Origin of the sequence: Streptomyces sp. NBC_01304 (assembly GCF_035975855.1) — a bacterium.
GTDB lineage: Bacteria > Actinomycetota > Actinomycetes > Streptomycetales > Streptomycetaceae > Streptomyces.
The window spans coordinates 6799507-6814586 of sequence record NZ_CP109055.1; the positions used below are offsets into that span (position 1 = coordinate 6799507).

The 15080-nt window shown below is 70.2% G+C and carries 15 protein-coding genes and 1 tRNA gene; 6 read left to right on the forward strand and 10 right to left on the reverse strand.

Annotated elements, in window-relative coordinates; all coding sequences use genetic code 11:
- Positions 1–113: 113 nt before the first annotated feature.
- Positions 114–575: a type II toxin-antitoxin system PemK/MazF family toxin gene (locus OG430_RS30180; RefSeq protein WP_327355779.1), complete on the forward strand. Its 462-nt coding sequence runs from the start codon at positions 114–116 to the stop codon at positions 573–575.
- Between the two features lie 111 nt (positions 576–686).
- Here the strand turns inward: OG430_RS30180 and OG430_RS30185 are convergent.
- The 5 genes from OG430_RS30185 to OG430_RS30205 form a co-directional block, all read right to left on the reverse strand.
- Positions 687–761 (reverse strand) — tRNA-Leu (locus OG430_RS30185).
- A gap of 28 nt (positions 762–789) precedes the next feature.
- A complete protein-coding gene (locus tag OG430_RS30190) occupies positions 790–1470 on the reverse strand; it encodes a DUF1707 SHOCT-like domain-containing protein (protein ID WP_327355780.1) in 681 nt (226 codons plus the stop codon).
- 5 nt (positions 1471–1475) lie between these two features.
- Positions 1476–2444, reverse strand: a complete 969-nt coding sequence (locus OG430_RS30195; protein WP_327355781.1) for an ABC transporter ATP-binding protein — start codon at positions 2442–2444, stop codon at positions 1476–1478.
- 8 nt (positions 2445–2452) lie between these two features.
- Positions 2453–3229, reverse strand: coding sequence for an ABC transporter permease (locus OG430_RS30200; RefSeq protein WP_327359281.1), 777 nt, complete (start codon positions 3227–3229; stop codon positions 2453–2455).
- Positions 3230–3278: 49 nt separating this feature from the next.
- Complete coding sequence (locus tag OG430_RS30205) at positions 3279–4079, reverse strand: ABC transporter permease (RefSeq protein WP_327355782.1); 801 nt, start codon at positions 4077–4079, stop codon at positions 3279–3281.
- Between the two features lie 195 nt (positions 4080–4274).
- Here OG430_RS30205 and OG430_RS30210 point away from each other — a divergent pair, with 195 nt between their 5' ends.
- Complete coding sequence (locus OG430_RS30210) at positions 4275–6731, forward strand: transglycosylase domain-containing protein (RefSeq protein WP_327355783.1); 2457 nt, start codon at positions 4275–4277, stop codon at positions 6729–6731.
- Between the two features lie 95 nt (positions 6732–6826).
- On the opposite strand, the gene OG430_RS30215 is transcribed toward OG430_RS30210, so the two are convergent.
- Entirely contained in the window at positions 6827–7129 is a 303-nt protein-coding gene (locus OG430_RS30215) for a GroES family chaperonin (protein WP_442816741.1), read from the reverse strand.
- Between the two features lie 110 nt (positions 7130–7239).
- Positions 7240–7560: a DUF3618 domain-containing protein gene (locus OG430_RS30220; protein WP_327355785.1), complete on the reverse strand. Its 321-nt coding sequence runs from the start codon at positions 7558–7560 to the stop codon at positions 7240–7242.
- A gap of 120 nt (positions 7561–7680) precedes the next feature.
- Here OG430_RS30220 and bcp point away from each other — a divergent pair, with 120 nt between their 5' ends.
- Positions 7681–8148: a thioredoxin-dependent thiol peroxidase gene (gene bcp, locus OG430_RS30225; protein ID WP_327355786.1), complete on the forward strand. Its 468-nt coding sequence runs from the start codon at positions 7681–7683 to the stop codon at positions 8146–8148.
- A gap of 35 nt (positions 8149–8183) precedes the next feature.
- Here the strand turns inward: bcp and OG430_RS30230 are convergent, their stop codons facing one another.
- A complete protein-coding gene (locus tag OG430_RS30230) occupies positions 8184–9500 on the reverse strand; it encodes an SGNH/GDSL hydrolase family protein (protein WP_327355787.1) in 1317 nt (438 codons plus the stop codon).
- A gap of 345 nt (positions 9501–9845) precedes the next feature.
- Here OG430_RS30230 and OG430_RS30235 point away from each other — a divergent pair, with 345 nt between their 5' ends.
- Together OG430_RS30235 and OG430_RS30240 are read left to right on the forward strand one after the other, a co-directional pair.
- On the forward strand, positions 9846–11057 hold the full coding sequence (locus OG430_RS30235; RefSeq protein WP_442816742.1) for a DUF445 domain-containing protein: 1212 nt from the start codon (positions 9846–9848) through the stop codon (positions 11055–11057).
- A gap of 48 nt (positions 11058–11105) precedes the next feature.
- Positions 11106–12569 carry an MFS transporter gene (locus OG430_RS30240; protein WP_327355790.1) on the forward strand — a complete coding sequence of 488 codons (1464 nt, stop codon included), beginning with the start codon at positions 11106–11108 and terminating at the stop codon, positions 12567–12569.
- A gap of 45 nt (positions 12570–12614) precedes the next feature.
- On the opposite strand, the gene OG430_RS30245 is transcribed toward OG430_RS30240, so the two are convergent.
- Both OG430_RS30245 and OG430_RS30250 read right to left on the reverse strand, forming a co-directional pair.
- A complete protein-coding gene (locus OG430_RS30245; protein ID WP_327355791.1) occupies positions 12615–13469 on the reverse strand; it encodes an SDR family oxidoreductase in 855 nt (284 codons plus the stop codon).
- Positions 13470–13665: 196 nt separating this feature from the next.
- A complete protein-coding gene (locus tag OG430_RS30250) occupies positions 13666–13914 on the reverse strand; it encodes a hypothetical protein (protein WP_327355792.1) in 249 nt (82 codons plus the stop codon).
- A gap of 43 nt (positions 13915–13957) precedes the next feature.
- On the opposite strand from OG430_RS30250, the gene OG430_RS30255 reads away from it, so the two are divergent.
- Positions 13958–15031, forward strand: a complete 1074-nt coding sequence (locus OG430_RS30255; protein WP_327355793.1) for a GlxA family transcriptional regulator — start codon at positions 13958–13960, stop codon at positions 15029–15031.
- Positions 15032–15080: the final 49 nt, after the last annotated feature.

The window sequence follows — 15080 nt, forward strand, 5'->3', positions numbered from 1 at the left end:
TTGTGGGGGAACTCACCTGCGCTGTCACCGGTTCGGGGGGCTCCTCGACGAGGCGTGCGGGGCTCTTGCGGTACCGCGCGCGGGGGCGTGGGCGCACCGGTACCGTCGAAGGCATGGACACGTCCTGGTGGCTCGCGCTGGCCGCCGTGGTCGCGATCGCGCTGGTCGCGGCGCTGGCGGACGGATGGGGCCGTTCCCGGCGCCGGCCCGAGGGCCGGACCCGGCCGCCGTCGCGCCCGCGCGGGCCGGTCCGCCTGCCCAAGCGCAGGCCCCAGCCGGGCGAGATCTGGTGGGCCGACGTGCCCTTCGAGGACGGCCCGGGATCGAAGGACCGGCCCTGCCTGGTCCTGTCCGTACGGGGCGAATCGGTGCTCGTCGCGAAGATCACCAGCAAGTACCACGACGAACGCGCCGGCGTGATCCCGCTGCCCCCGGGTTCGGTGGGCGACGCCCACGGCCGGGCCAGCTTCCTGGAGACGGACGAGCTCAGGGAGGTGCCGCTGTGGGAGTTCCGGCGGCGGGTGGGGGTCGCGGATCCGGTGGTGTGGGATCAGGTGCGGTATCTGGCGGGGTAGCCGACGGCCCGGGTGTGGCGAAGGTGAGCGGGCCCAGGCGTGACGAAGGCCCGGCTCGCGCACACGGCGGGCCGGGCCTTCGATGCCATGCCTTCGATTCGATGATCAAAGTGGGCCCGGTGGGACTCGAACCCACGACACACCGGACCTAAACCGGCGCCCTCTAGCCTGCTGGGGTACGGGCCCGCAGCGCCGCCCACTCTACTGGGCAGTCCTACGCGTCCCCCAACTCTTTCCGATCGTCCGCCCGCTTCTCCAGCTTCGCCTGCCGCCGCTCCTCCTTGAGCCGCAGCCGCTCCGCCTTCGGGAGCTTGCGCTCGACGCCGACTCCGCCCCAGAAGGCGAAGCCCGTGACGATCACCCGTGGAGCGCCGGGCTCGCCGGGCTCGCCGAGGTGCCGCTGGTCGAAGCCGCCCATCAGGCCGAAGCCGCGGACCACGACCTCCACGCCCGGGGGGACGATGACACTCATGCCGCCCATGATGGCGACGCAGTTGATGGTGACCTCGGGTGCGGCGAAGTTCGCCTCGCGCAGGTCGATTTCGCCGCCGCCCCAGAAGGCGAAGCAGTTGAAGCGGCGCGGCACCGTCCAGCTGCCCTTGCGGCTGAAGCCGGACATGATGGCGACGCCGCCGGCGGACGTGCCCTCGCCGCCGACGATGCGGTCCGCCCAGCCGCCGGTGGGAGCGGGGACGGGTGCCGCCCCCGTGGTGGCCGGCAGATCGCGGGTGAGAGGTTCCAACTCGCCGTACGTACGCGCCTTGTACGTCGCGTCGAGGCGTTCCTCGAACTCCTCCATGTCCAGTCGGCCTTCGGCGACCGCGTCCCGCAGTCGTTCGACGACGCGCTCGCGGTCGGCGTCGGAGGCTCGCAGTTCGGGGAGGTCATCCGTCATACAAGTCAGCCTAGCGATGCGGCCCGGTCCGCGTACATCTTGGCGATCACCGTCTCGATGTCGGGCTCGCGGATGGACAGGTCCAGGAGCGGGAAGGACGAGGCGATCTCCGTGACGACAGGGGCGGCAGAGGCGGAGGCGGGGATGGCCAGCCACTGGCGGGGGCCCTCGACCTTCACCACCCGGGCGCCCTTGACGTCCAGCGCGGGCAACTCCCGTTCCAGGTCGACCACGAGCGTGCGTTCGCTCTCGCCCACCTCGTGGAGTCCGGCGAGGGCGCCGTCGTACATGAGACGGCCGTGGTCGATGACCATGACGCGCTTGCAGAGCTGCTCGATGTCCTGCAGGTCGTGGGTGGTGAGGAGGACCGTGGTGCCGGACTCGGAGTTCAAGTCCCGCAGAAAACCCCGGACCTTGGCCTTGCTGACCACGTCGAGGCCGATGGTCGGCTCGTCGAGATAGAGGATCTCGGGGTCGTGCAGCAGGGCGGCCGCGATGTCGCCGCGCATGCGCTGGCCGAGGGAGAGCTGGCGGACCGGGGTGTCCAACAGGTCGGCCAGTTCGAGGAGTTCGACGCAACGGTCGAGGTTCGCGCGGAAGCGGGCGTCGGGGATGCGGTACATGCGGTGCATCAGGCGGTACGAGTCGATCAGGGGCAGGTCCCACCACAGGGTGGTGCGCTGGCCGAAGACGACGCCGATGCGCCGGGCGAGCCGGGTACGCTCGCGGGCCGGCTCGATCCCGGCGACGCGCAGACGGCCGCCGCTCGGGGTGAGGATGCCGGTGAGCATCTTGATGGTGGTGGACTTACCCGCGCCGTTGGGCCCGATGTAGCCGACCATCTCGCCGCGCGGGACGGAGAAGGAGATGCCGTCGACGGCGCGTACTTCGTGGCGCTCGCGGCGCAGGAAGCCGGTCTTCTTCCGTACGTCGAAGACCTTCTTCACGCCGTCGAGTTCGATGAATTTGTCCATCGGTGACATCAACTCCCGGTGCTGCGATAGGAACGAAGCCCGGCCCGCCACGCCAGCGCGGCAAGACCGCAGCAGACGACGGCCACCACCGGGGGCAGGAACGCGAGCCAGTCGGGCAACCCCAGCGGATCCTCGCGGTCGAGCACGTAGAGCGCGGGCAGCCAGTTGACGAAGGCGAGCGGCAGGACGAAGGTGACGCCGCGCACCAGGTCCTGCGCGAAGATCGAGGGCGGGTACTGCAGGAGCGTATTGCCGCCGTACGTAAAGGAGTTCTGCACCTCGGAGGCGTCCTGCGCGACGAACTGGAAGGCCGCTCCGGCGACGTACAGCGAGGCGTAGATGCCCGCGCCGCTGAGCAGCATCACCGGCAGCATGAGCACCTTGAGCGGCGTCCAGTCGATGTCGGCGACGACGAGGGCGTACCCGAGGACGAGCAGGCCTTGGGTGACGCGGCCGAGCCGGCGCAGCCCGAACCGGTCGGCGGCGACCTGGGCGAGGACGGGGGCCGGGCGGACGAGGAGCGTGTCGAGGGTGCCGTCGCGGACGCGCCTGCCGAGCCGGTTCATGGAGCCCATGGCGAGATCGGCGAGGCCGAAGGACGTGCTGGTGGTGCCGTACAGGAAGGCGATCTCGCCGAGCGTGTAGCCGCCGAGCGCGTCGATGTGCGAGAACATCAGCAGGATCGCGACGAAGTCGAAGGCCGTCGCGACGAAGTTGCCGAACGCGGTCAGCGCGAAGGACGCGCGGTACGTCATCGTCGAGCGCACCCACATGGCGACGATCATCGAGTACGTACGCAGCCCATGGGTGAGGCCACCGGTGTGGTCGACCCGGTCAACCACCTTGCACCACCACCCTCTTGGTGGCCGCGGCCTGCAGCGCCCGCCCGGCGCCGAGCAGCGCCACGGCCCAGCCGGCCTGGAACGCGTACGCCTGCAGGAGCCCCCAGCCGGCGTGCTTGCCGAGGAAGACGTCGGCGGGGACCTGGAGCAGCGCGGACCACGGCAGGGCGCGGGCGATCTCGCCGAAGACGCCCGGGAAGACGTTGAGCGGCAGCAGCATGCCGGAGAAGAACGCGCTGGCGAGCCACGCCATCTGGGCCGCCCCGGCACCGTCCATCAGCCAGAACGCGGACAGCGCGACGAGGTAGCGGATCGCGAAACTGACGACGACGCCGAGCGTGACGGCGACGAGGAAGGCGAGCCAGGGCCAGGCGGAGCCCGGCAGGGCGAGGTCGAAGGCGAGGGCTCCGACGGCCATGGGGATGATGCCACGGCCGATGAGCTGGAAGGTGGCGCGCCCCAAGTCGGCTGCGAGCCACCAGAGTTGGAGGTCGGCGGGGCGGTAGAGGTCGATGGCGATGTCGCCGGTCTTGATGCGTTCGATGAGCTCGTCCTCGAAGCCGGCGCCGAGCAGGGCGCAGGCGGCGAGGAGGGTCTGGCCGATCCAGACGTAGGTGAGGGCCTGGGGCTGGTCGTAGCCGCCGAGGTGGGGGCGTTCGTCCCAGAGGGCGATGTAGGTGTAGGAGCCGATGAAGCCGAAGACGGTATTGGTGAAGATTCCTGCCATGGTGGCCAGGCGGTAGGTCGCGTAGCGCCGGAATCCACCGGCCGCGACGGCCGCGTACAGCCGCACGTGCGCTCCTTCCGGTTCGGGCACAAGCGCACGACCCTAGCGGCGCGGTGGGCAGGGGCGCCAGGCAATTTCACTCGCCTGGTGGATGACAGTCCCGTCACGGGCGCGCGCCACGCTCGGGGCCCTCGTTCGGTGATGCAACAGTGTCCAATAGGGCGTACAAGGCGAATCGGGAGTTCCGGGAGACACGGGAAGATGAGCGACGAGCCGCAGCAGCAGGGTGATGCGGGCAAGGCCGCCGGCCACCAGGGCTGGGCGCCCCGCGAGCCCGAGCGCTCCTCGGCCCCCGGGCCCGAGGAGCCGGCGCAGAGCCCGTCGCCCGCGGGGGAGGGCGGGGGCAAGAACGCGGGCGGCGGCAAGAAGGGGCGGCGCAAGCGGACCGGCTGGCGGCGGATCTTCCCGACCTGGCGGATGGTGCTCGGTACGCTCCTGCTCCTTTGCCTGCTGGTCGGTGGCGCCCTGGTGGCGGGCTACATGCTCGTCGACATTCCGCCCGCGAACGCGTCGGCGACCGCGCAGAGCAATGTCTATCTGTACGCCGACGGGACGCAGCTCGCCCGGGACGGCGAGGTCAACCGCGAGAACATTCCGCTGAGTTCGGTTCCGAAGGACGTACAGCACGCCGTACTGGCCGCGGAGGACCGGGACTTCTACTCGGAGTCGGCGGTCGACCCGAAGGCGATGCTGCGGGCGGCGTGGAACACGGTGACCGGCAAGGGCAAGCAGTCGGGGTCGACGATCACCCAGCAGTTCGTGAAGAACTACTACCTGGGCCAGGAACAGACGATCACCCGCAAGGCGAAGGAATTCTTCATCGCCATCAAGCTGGACCGGCAGGTCAGCAAGGACGACATCCTCGCCGGCTATCTCAACACCAGCTATTTCGGGCGCAATGCGTACGGGGTGCAGGCCGCGGCGCACGCCTACTTCGACAAGGACGCGGAGAAGCTGACGATCCCCGAGGGGGCGTATCTGGCGACGCTGCTCAACTCGCCGAACGCGTACGACGTGGCGGCCCATCCGGAGAACAAGCCGCGGGCGCAGGGGCGTTGGAACTACGTCCTGGACGGCATGGTCAAGGAGAAGTGGCTGAGCCAGGCCGACCGGGCCGCGATGAAGTTCCCCGAGCCCAAGCCGGGCCGGCTGCCGTCCGGGCTCTCGGGGCAGCGCGGCTATCTGGTCGAGGCGGTCAACGACTGGCTCATCACCAACAAGGTGGTCGAGGACGAGGAGACCCTCCGCAAGGGCGGCTACCGGATCACCACGACGCTCGACAAGGACAAGCAGGACGCCTTCGCCGAGGCCGTCGAGGACCAGCTGATGTCGAAGGTCGACAAGGACGCCCGCAAGGCCGACCGCAATGTGCGGGCGGGCGGCGTCGCGGTCGATCCGGCGTCGGGGCGGGTCGTGTCGATGTACGGCGGCATCGACTACACGAAGCAGTACGTGAACAACGCCACGCGCCGCGAGTACCAAGTCGGCTCCACCTTCAAGCCGTTGGTGTTCACCGCGGCCGTGCAGAACAACTCGACGACGCAGAGCGGCGTCCGGATCACCCCGAACACCATCTACGACGGCACCAACAAGCGCCTGGTGCAGGGCTGGAACGGCGACCCCTTCGCGCCGGAGAACGAGGACAACGTCGACTACGGCAACATCACGGTGCGTACCGCCACCGACAAGTCCGTGAACAGCGTGTACGCGCAGATGGCGATGGACGTGGGCCCGTCCAAGGTCAAGCAGACCGCGATCGACCTGGGCATCCCGAAGGACACCAAGGACATGCCGGACGGCCCGGCCATCGCACTGGGCACGGCCACCGCGAGCGTCCTGGACATGGCGGAGGCGTACGCGACGCTGGCCAATCACGGCAAGCGCGGCACGTACACGCTCGTCGACGAGATCACCAAGGACGGCCACCCGATCGCGCTGCCCAAGTCGGAGTCGCGGCAGGCGGTGAGCCGGGAGGCCGCGGACACCACGACCTCGCTGCTGCAGTCCGTCGTCGACGGCGGCACGGGCCGTGCGGCGCTGGCGGCGGGGCGTCCCGCGGCGGGCAAGACGGGGACGGCGGAGGAGGACAAGGCGGCCTGGTTCGCCGGGTACACGCCGGATCTGGCGACGGTCGTCGCGGTGATGGGGCAGGACCCGGACACCGGGGCGCAGGAGCCGCTGTACGGGGCGCTCGGTGAGCGGCGCATCAATGGCGGGGCCTATCCGGCGCGGATCTGGGCGCAGTTCACGAAGGCGGCGCTGCAAGGGGTGTCGCCCAAGGACTTCGACCTGCAACTGCAGGCGGGGGCGGCCGAGCCGCCGCCGGTCCCGGAGACCTCGGGGCCGCCCGAGGAGGACACGGCCGGGCAGACCGAGGGCCAGACGGAGGGTCAGACGCAGGGCCAGACGGCCGGTCAGAACCAGGGCCAGACCGCAGGCCAGGACCAGGGCCAGACGCAGGGCCAGACCCAAGGGCAGACACAGGGCCAGACGGGCGGCCAGAACCAGGGCCAGACGGCGGGCCAGACCGACGGAGGCACGACCGACGGCGGCGCGGCCCAAGGGGGCCAGACCGACGGCGGAGCCACCCAGGGCGGTGACGGAGGCGCGGACGGCGGGCTCCTGGACGGCCTGGACGGCTCGCACTCGGGCACTTAGCGCCGCCCGGCGACGCGCGGCCCCGACGTGGGGCTCAGGACCACACAAAAGGCCTGGTGACTCCGGTCACCAGGCCTTCTTCAGCAAAAGCGGAGCTACAGATAGAGCCCCGTGGAGTCCTCCGACCCCTCGAAGCGATCGGCCGCCACCGCGTGCAGATCGCGCTCGCGCATCAGGATGTAGGCCACGCCCCGCACCTCGACCTCGGCCCGGTCCTCCGGGTCGTAGAGCACCCGGTCGCCGGGCTCCACGGTCCGTACGTTCTGCCCGACGGCGACCACATCGGCCCAGGCCAGGCGGCGGCCGACCGCTGCCGTGGCGGGGATGACGATGCCGCCGGTCGAGCGTCGCTCGCCCTCGACCGTGTCGGTGCGCACCAGGACCCGGTCGTGCAGCATCCGGATGGGCAGCTTGTCGTGCGGGCTGTTCTGACTCACGCCTCGAACCTACCTGGCCCTGTCTCTTCCGTACGCGGCCGGGTCGGCCACTTCTGAAGCTTCTGAAGCGTTCAGCCGCGCCTGCGCCGCGAGGACACCGCGAGCAGGCCCACCACGCCGACCACGACGAGGGCGACGGGCACGAGACGGTCCAGGCGGGGCGCGCCTTCGTCGTCCACGAAGCGGGCCTTCACATCGGAGACGGCACGATTGGCGGAGACGTACGCCCGTCCGACGGTGTGGTCGACGCTGCCGACGAAACGGGCCTTCGCGTCGCCGACGATCGTCTTCGGGTGCACCCGCACACCGATCTCGTCGAGCGTGTCGGCGAGCTGGGCGCGCCGACGCTTGATGTCCGCCTCGATCTCAGCGGGGGTCCTGGCATCCGACACCGCGCCGCCTCCGTTTCCGTCGTAGTGGTGGACAGTCTGTCAGCTCCTGCGACCCCGCACCGCACAGCACCCCCATTACGCTGCCTGAAGTACCGACCCAAGTTTTGAGGAGAGCCACCGATGAGCGAGCGCCTTCAGCCCGGCGACACCGCCCCCGCCTTCACCCTGCCCGACGCGGACGGCAACGAGGTCTCTCTCGCCGATCACAAGGGCCGCAAGGTCATCGTCTACTTCTACCCGGCCGCCCTCACGCCCGGCTGCACCAAGCAGGCCTGCGACTTCACGGACAACCTCGACCTGCTCGCCGGCGCGGGCTACGACGTCATCGGCGTCTCGCCCGACAAGCCGGAGAAGCTCGCGAAGTTCCGCGAGAAGGAGGAGCTCAAGGTGACGCTGGTCGGCGACCCGTCGAAGGAAGTCCTTGAGGCGTACGGGGCGTTCGGCGAGAAGAAGCTGTACGGCAAGGTCGTCACCGGGGTCATCCGGTCGACGATCGTCGTGGACGAGCAGGGCAAGGTCGAGCACGCCTTCTACAACGTGAAGGCCACCGGCCACGTCGCGAAGATCATCAAGGATCTGGGGATCTGAGCCCTGCCGCCGGCGGGGCTCACCGCTTCACAGCGTCACAGCTCCGCCGGCGCCGATGCCTTCAGCTGCGCCAGATTGAAGCTGTCGGCCATCTTCCGGTAGCCCGCGTCGCTCGGGTGCAGGTGGTCGCCGGAGTCGTACACCCCGCGCAGCCTGTCCGGTGCGTACGGGTCGCGCAGGGCGCGGTCGAAGTCGGCCACCGAGTCGAAGACGCGGCCCGCCCTGATCTGCGCGTTGACCTGCTTGCGTACGTCCTCGAGGTGCGGGGTGTAGCCGCGATGGCCGCCGAACGGCATCAGCGTCGCGCCGATCACGCGCAGGCCGCGGGCGTGCGCCTGACGGGTGAGTTCGCGCAGGCCCGCGACGATCCTGTCGGGGTCCGTCTGGTGCGGGTTGCGCAGGATGTCGTTGACGCCCAGCGCGATGACGACGGCCTTCACGCCGGTGCGGGAGAGCGCGTCGCGGTCGAAGCGGGACAGGCCGCTGGGGTTCCCGGCCGGGCGGCCGAGGCCGTCGGACAGTATCCGGTTCCCGCTGATGCCCTGGTTGAGGACGCTGTAGCGGGGCGCGCCCGACTCCTCGCGCAGCCGGTCGGCCAGGACGTCCGTCCAGCGGCTGTTGGCGCCGAGCGTGGAGGTCACGCCGTCGGTGAGCGAGTCGCCGAGGACGACTACCGCGCCCTCGGCCTCGCGGGTCATCACGTCGACGGCGGCGAGGTAACGCCAGTACGGGCTCTGCTCGGTGTACGCGTCGCCGAGCGGGTCCTCCACGTGGTCGCCCTGCGCCACGAAGCTGGTCTGGCGGGCGTGCGGGTGATAGGTGACCGGGCCCGACGGGGTGGGCGAGAACGTCGTGACCAACAGGTCCGCGTCGTGCGGGATCCGCAGCCGTACGGGATCGCTGACGATCTGTCTGCCCGGCGGGATCACCACGGAGTGGTTGCCGCCGAAGGTCAGTCGGCGCACCGTGCCGCCCGCGGCCGCCGGGTTGCTCGGCGCGGAGGCCACCGCGAGCGAGACGTGCGTGAGGGTCAGCGGCTGGTGCCCGAAGAGGTTGGACAGCGTGATGCGGGCACTCGTACCGCCGACGCTGGTGTGCACCACATTGCGGATCGAGCGGCCCGCGAAGCCCTGTTCGGTGCGCGGCTCGGCCGCGGCCGGCGAGGTGGACCAGGTGCCGACCCAGCGGCCGGCGGAGGCGGGGTCCGCGGAGCCCTGGGGGGTGTGGGGGCCCGCCCGGAGCTCGTCCTTGGCGCTGTCCCCGCCCGACACGCCCACGTATATGGCCGCCGAAATCAGCACCACGACGGCCGCGAGCGCAGCCAAGAGGGCATAACCATGACGTCTGGTCATGCGGCCTGTGTCTCCTCGGGCAAGGGAGCCCGAGGCTCCGGTTGGACAATCCCATTTTGCGGCATGGGTTCCGAGGTCGTGCACGGCACCCCCCGCCCGAACAGACGCCGGGAACTCGTGGTTCGTTCCAGAAGTCGTGCAGGTAGAGACAATGCATAGGGGCGACAGCGGACGGTGGAGCGGATGCAACGTACGAAACCGGATGAACCCGACATTGGGCAGCATGCCCGTCCTGACGAGGAGTCATTCAAGGCCGAGTCGGTGAAGGCCGAGTCGGCCGAGTCCTTGAAGGCCGCGTTCTCCTACAGCGCCGCCGACGAGGAGAAGCGGCGCGGCGTACGCCGGATGAAGCTCACCGCGACCGGCCTCCTGGTCTTCGTCGCGCTCGTGTACGTCCTGGCCAAATGGGCGCAGAACTCCGGCGCGGGCGGCTGGTCGGGCTATGTCGCGGCGGCCGCCGAGGCGGGCATGGTGGGTGCGATGGCCGACTGGTTCGCGGTCACCGCCCTCTTCCGGCACCCGCTCGGCCTGCCCATCCCGCACACCGCGATCATCCCGACGAAGAAGGACCAGCTGGGCGTCTCGCTCGGTGAGTTCGTCGGCGAGAACTTTCTCTCCGAGTCGGTCGTACGCGGCCGCCTTCGCTCGATCGGCATCGGCGGCAAACTCGGCGCCTGGCTGGCCGAACCCGCCAACGCCGACCGGGTGACGGCCGAGCTCTCCACCGCCCTGCGCGGCGCACTCACCGTGCTGCGCGACTCGGACGTACAGGCCGTCGTCGGCGAGGCCATCACCCGTCGCGCCAACGCCGCCGAGATCGCGCCCGGACTCGGCAAGACCCTGGAGAAGGTCGTCGCCGACGGCGGCCACAAGAAGGTCGTCGACCTGGTGTGCGCCCGCGCCCACGACTGGCTCGTCGTCCACAGCGACCAGGTCATGGACGCCGTCCAGGGCGGCGCCCCCGGCTGGACGCCGCGCTTCGTCGACAAGCGGGTCGGCGAGCGGGTCTACAAGGAACTCCTGCGCTTCGTCACCGAGATGCGCGACATGCCCGAGCACCCGGCACGCGGCGCCGTCGACCGCTTCCTCGCCGACTTCGCCGCCGACCTGCAGTCCGACACCGACACCCGGATGAAGGTGGAGCGCCTCAAGTCGGAGGTCCTCGGCCGGGGCGAGGTGCAGGACGTCATCGCCTCCGCCTGGTCCTCCGTACGCCAGATGATCGTGGCCGCCGCCGACGACGAGCGCAGCGAACTGCGGCTGCGCGTACGGTCCGCGCTGCTCTCCCTGGGCGCCAGGCTCGCGACCGACGGACGCCTTCAGGGCAAGGTCGAAGGCTGGGTCGAGGACGTGGCGGTGCACGTGGTGACGACGTACCGCAATGAGATCACTTCACTGATCACCGACACGATCGCCGGCTGGGACGCCGAGCAGACCACCAAGAAGATCGAGGCGCACATCGGGCGCGACCTGCAGTTCATCCGGATCAACGGCACGGTGGTGGGTTCCCTTGTGGGGCTTGCCATTTACGCCCTGACGCACGCGCTGGGAGCGTAAAGCCGCGGCCTGCGGGGACTCGGTCGGCACTGGCCACAAGGAGGTGCCATGTCGACCGCGCCCACCCCGTCGGAGACATCGACGATCACCACTGCCGTACCCGCCCGACTGGACCGGCTGCCCTGGTCGCGCTGGCACTGGATGGTGGTGATCGGCCTCGGCACCGTCTGGATCCTGGACGGGCTGGAGGTCACGGTCGTCGGCAACATCGCCGGGCGGCTCTCCGAGGAGGGCAGCGGGCTGCCGATCAGTTCGGCGCAGGTCACGGGCATCGCGGCGGCGCTGTATGTGGCGGGGGCGTGCTCGGGGGCACTGTTCTTCGGGTGGCTCACCGACCGGTTCGGCCGCAAGAAGCTCTTCATCATCACCCTCGCCGTGTATCTCGCGGCGACCGCGCTGACAGCCGTCTCCTTCGAAACCTGGTGGTTCTTCCTCTTCCGCTTCTTCACCGGCTTCGGGATCGGCGGCGAGTACGCGGCCATCAACTCGGCGATCGACGAACTGATCCCGTCCACCTTCCGGGGCCGAGTCGACCTCATCATCAACGGCAGCTTCTGGCTCGGCGCGATCGGCGGCTCGCTGCTCTCGATCGTCGCGCTCGACACCGATCTGTTCGCGCCGAACGTGGGCTGGCGGCTGACGTTCGCGCTCGGGGTGGTCCTCGGCCTGGTGATCCTGCTCGTACGCCGCAACGTGCCGGAGAGCCCGCGCTGGCTCTTCATCCACGGCCGGGGCGAGGAGGCCGACTCCCTGGTGACCGGGATCGAGGAACGGATCGAAGCCGAACACGGCCGGCAACTCCCGCCGCCCGACCGGGAGATCACCATCCATCAGCGCAAGTCGATCGGCTTCCTGACGATCGCCCGGACCGTGTTCTCGGTCTACCCCAAGCGGACGGTCCTCGGCCTCTCCCTCTTCGTCGGGCAGGCCTTCCTCTACAACGCGATCACCTTCGGCTTCGGCGCCATCCTCACCAAGTTCTACGACGTGTCGACCTCCCGCACCGGCTACTACTTCGCGGTGATCGCGGCCGGCAACTTCCTCGGCCCGCTGCTGCTCGGCAAGCTCTTCGACACCCTCGGCCGCAGGATCATGATCACGTCGACGTATCTCCTGTCGGGGCTCCTCCTGTTCGGCACCGCCTATCTCTTCGACCGGGGCTCGCTGAGTGCGGTCGGGCTGACGGCCTGCTGGTCGGTGGTCCTCTTCTTCGCGTCGGCGGGGGCGAGCAGCGCGTATCTGACGGTCTCCGAGATCTTCCCGATGGAGACCCGGGCGATGGCCATCGCCTTCTTCTACACGGTCGGCACGGCGGCCGGCGGCATCAGCGGCCCGCTGCTCTTCGCCAAGCTCACCGAGACCGGCGTGGTCGCCGACACGGTCCTCGCCTTCCAGATCGGGGCCGCGCTGATGTGCCTGGCCGGCCTTGTCGCGGCGGTGCTCGCGGTGCGCGCGGAGCGGCGGTCGCTGGAGGACATCGCCACGCCGTTGTCGGCCGCGTCGGCCACGTGACCGGCGGGAGGGTTCAGGGCCCGCCGGTCACGTGGCCGGGGGTGTTCACGACCTGCCGGTCAGGCGGGCGGCCGCCTCTGCCGCCCAGGCCTCCGGGCTGAGCGCCGGGCGCCCGACGATCGCCTGGACCAGGTCCACCTCGGGCTCGTCGCTGCCGATGCTGCCCTGCCAGCGCGCCATCAGCACCTCCACGGGGGCGTACGGGCTGATCTCCTTCCGGGCCTGTTCCGGCGTCAACTCCTCGTAGCGGAGCGGCCGGTCGAGGGCCGCGCCGATCAGTCGGATCTGCTCGCGCAGGGTCAGATTGTGCGGGCCGCCGACCCTCGTCGTGCCGGAGACGAACTCCGTGTCGACGAGGTGGGCGACGACGATCTCGGCGAAGTCCGAGGCGGCGATGGGGGCTTCGACGGCATCGGCGTACGGGCCGCGCACCACATCGCCCTTGGCGAGCTGGCCGGGGATGTCGAAGGCCCACTCCAGGGCACCGGACGAGCGGACCAGCAGACGGAGGTGGACGCGCGGGATGAGCGAGGCGTTGATCGCCGACTCGACCGCCAGATGGAACTGCGCGATCTCGTTGCGCTGTTCCGGCCCCATCCGCTCCACGATCTCCGCGGACGACTGGAACACGATGCGGCGTACGCCCGCCTCCTTGGCCGCGGCCACGAAGGCCTTCGCGTCGAAGCCGGGCACGGCCAGCAGGAACAGCGCGTCGACCCCCTGAAGTGCGGCCTTGTAGGTCGACGGATCCACCAGGTCGCCCGCGACCGCCTCGACCCCGGCCGGCAGGTCCGCCTTCGCCGGGTCGCGGGTCAGGGCGCGGACGGGGTGCCCGGCGGCGGCAAGTTGCTCGGCCACGGAGCGGCCCACGGGGGCGGTGGCTGCGGTGACGAGGTACATGGTTCCTCCCGTACGACTGTGGAGCGGAGGGCGTTCCGTTCCAGTGAGGTTCCGTTCCGGTGAGGTCGAATCTAGGGAGGCTTGCGGACAAGTCCAGTCCTCAAGTCCGGGGGGTCTTCCTGAACTCCGGTTGATTTTCCCTACGTTGATCGAGCCGCCCACTGATGCGCCCGACCGCTCCGGCCACCACGGGCCGCTATCGACTCTGCCGGTCCTGCCGGTCCTGCCGGTCCTGCCATGCGCGCCAGGCCTGCCGGGACTGCTGGGCTTCCTGTGCGGACCGGGTTCGGCGGGCCTTCCAGGTGGTCCAGGGCTGTGGGGTCTGCGGGGGCTGTGGGGCTTGGTCGGAGGTGGGGGAGGCGTGGGGAGCGGGGGATGCGTCGGACGTGTCGGATGCGTACGCCTTCGCCTTCGCCTTCGTCTTCATCTTCGTCTTCGTCGTCATGCTTCAAGCCTGCGGTTTGCGGCGATCCTCAACGAGTGGCCAGATGGACAGGTTATGCAAGAATCTGGCCATGCCTTCTGTGAGGTCCACTTCCGTTCACCGCGTGGCCGTCCTCGTCCGGCACGGTGTGCTGCCGATGGAACTCGGCCTGGTCCACGAGCTGTTCGGCGCCGCCAGGTCGCCTGCCGGGGAGCCGCTGTACGAGGTGCGCACCTGCGGGCTCGCCCCCGGTCCGGTGCGTACGAACGCCGACTTCCCGATCCTTGCGTCGCACGGCCTGGAGGCCCTGGACTGGGCCGACACGGTCCTGGTGCCGGCCTCGCGGGAGGAGGACGAGTCGCTACGGGCGCCGCTGGCAGGGGAGTTGGGGTCGGTCCTCACCCGCATCGCACCCTCGGTCCGGCTCGCCTCGATCTGCACCGGCGCCTTCCTGCTGGCGGCGGCGGGCCTCCTGGACGGGCAGCGGGCGACCACGCACTGGCTTTCGGCGGGGCTCTTCGCGCGGACCTTCCCGGCGGTGGGCGTCGACCCCGAGGTCCTGTACGTCGACGAAGGGCGGGTGCTGACCTCGGCGGGGGAGGCCGCCGGGATCGACCTGTGCCTGCACATGATCCGCTGCGACTTCGGCGCGGCGGTCGCGGCAGAGGTGGCCCGGCGCACGGTGGTGCCGCCGCACCGGGAGGGCGGTCAGGCGCAGTACATCCCCCGGCCCGTGGTGGCGGCTTTGGAGTCGTCGACCGGGAGCGCGCGGGCCTGGGCCCTTGGACGGCTCGGAGAGCCTTTGACCTTGGGGGAGTTGGCGGCCCGTTCCTCGATGAGCGTACGCACCTTCAGTCGCCGGTTCCTCGCGGAGGCGGGGATGACCCCCATGCAGTGGTTGACGCGGCAACGCCTCGACCGGGCAAGGGAGTTGCTGGAGGAGACGGACCGCACGGTCGACCGGATCGCGGCGGATGCGGGGTTCGGCACGGGGGCGTCGCTGCGGCAGCACTTCCACGCGCTGCTGGGGGTTACGCCTCGGGCCTACCGGGCGACGTTTCGGGGCCCGGCGCGGGCTGAGCGGGGGAGCGCGACACGCCCGGGCGTGGGGGCGGATTTCAGGTCTGGCGAAGGATGATCCACTTGAGCCCTTACCGGGGGCCATCATGTGGCTCATCTCGGCTTTA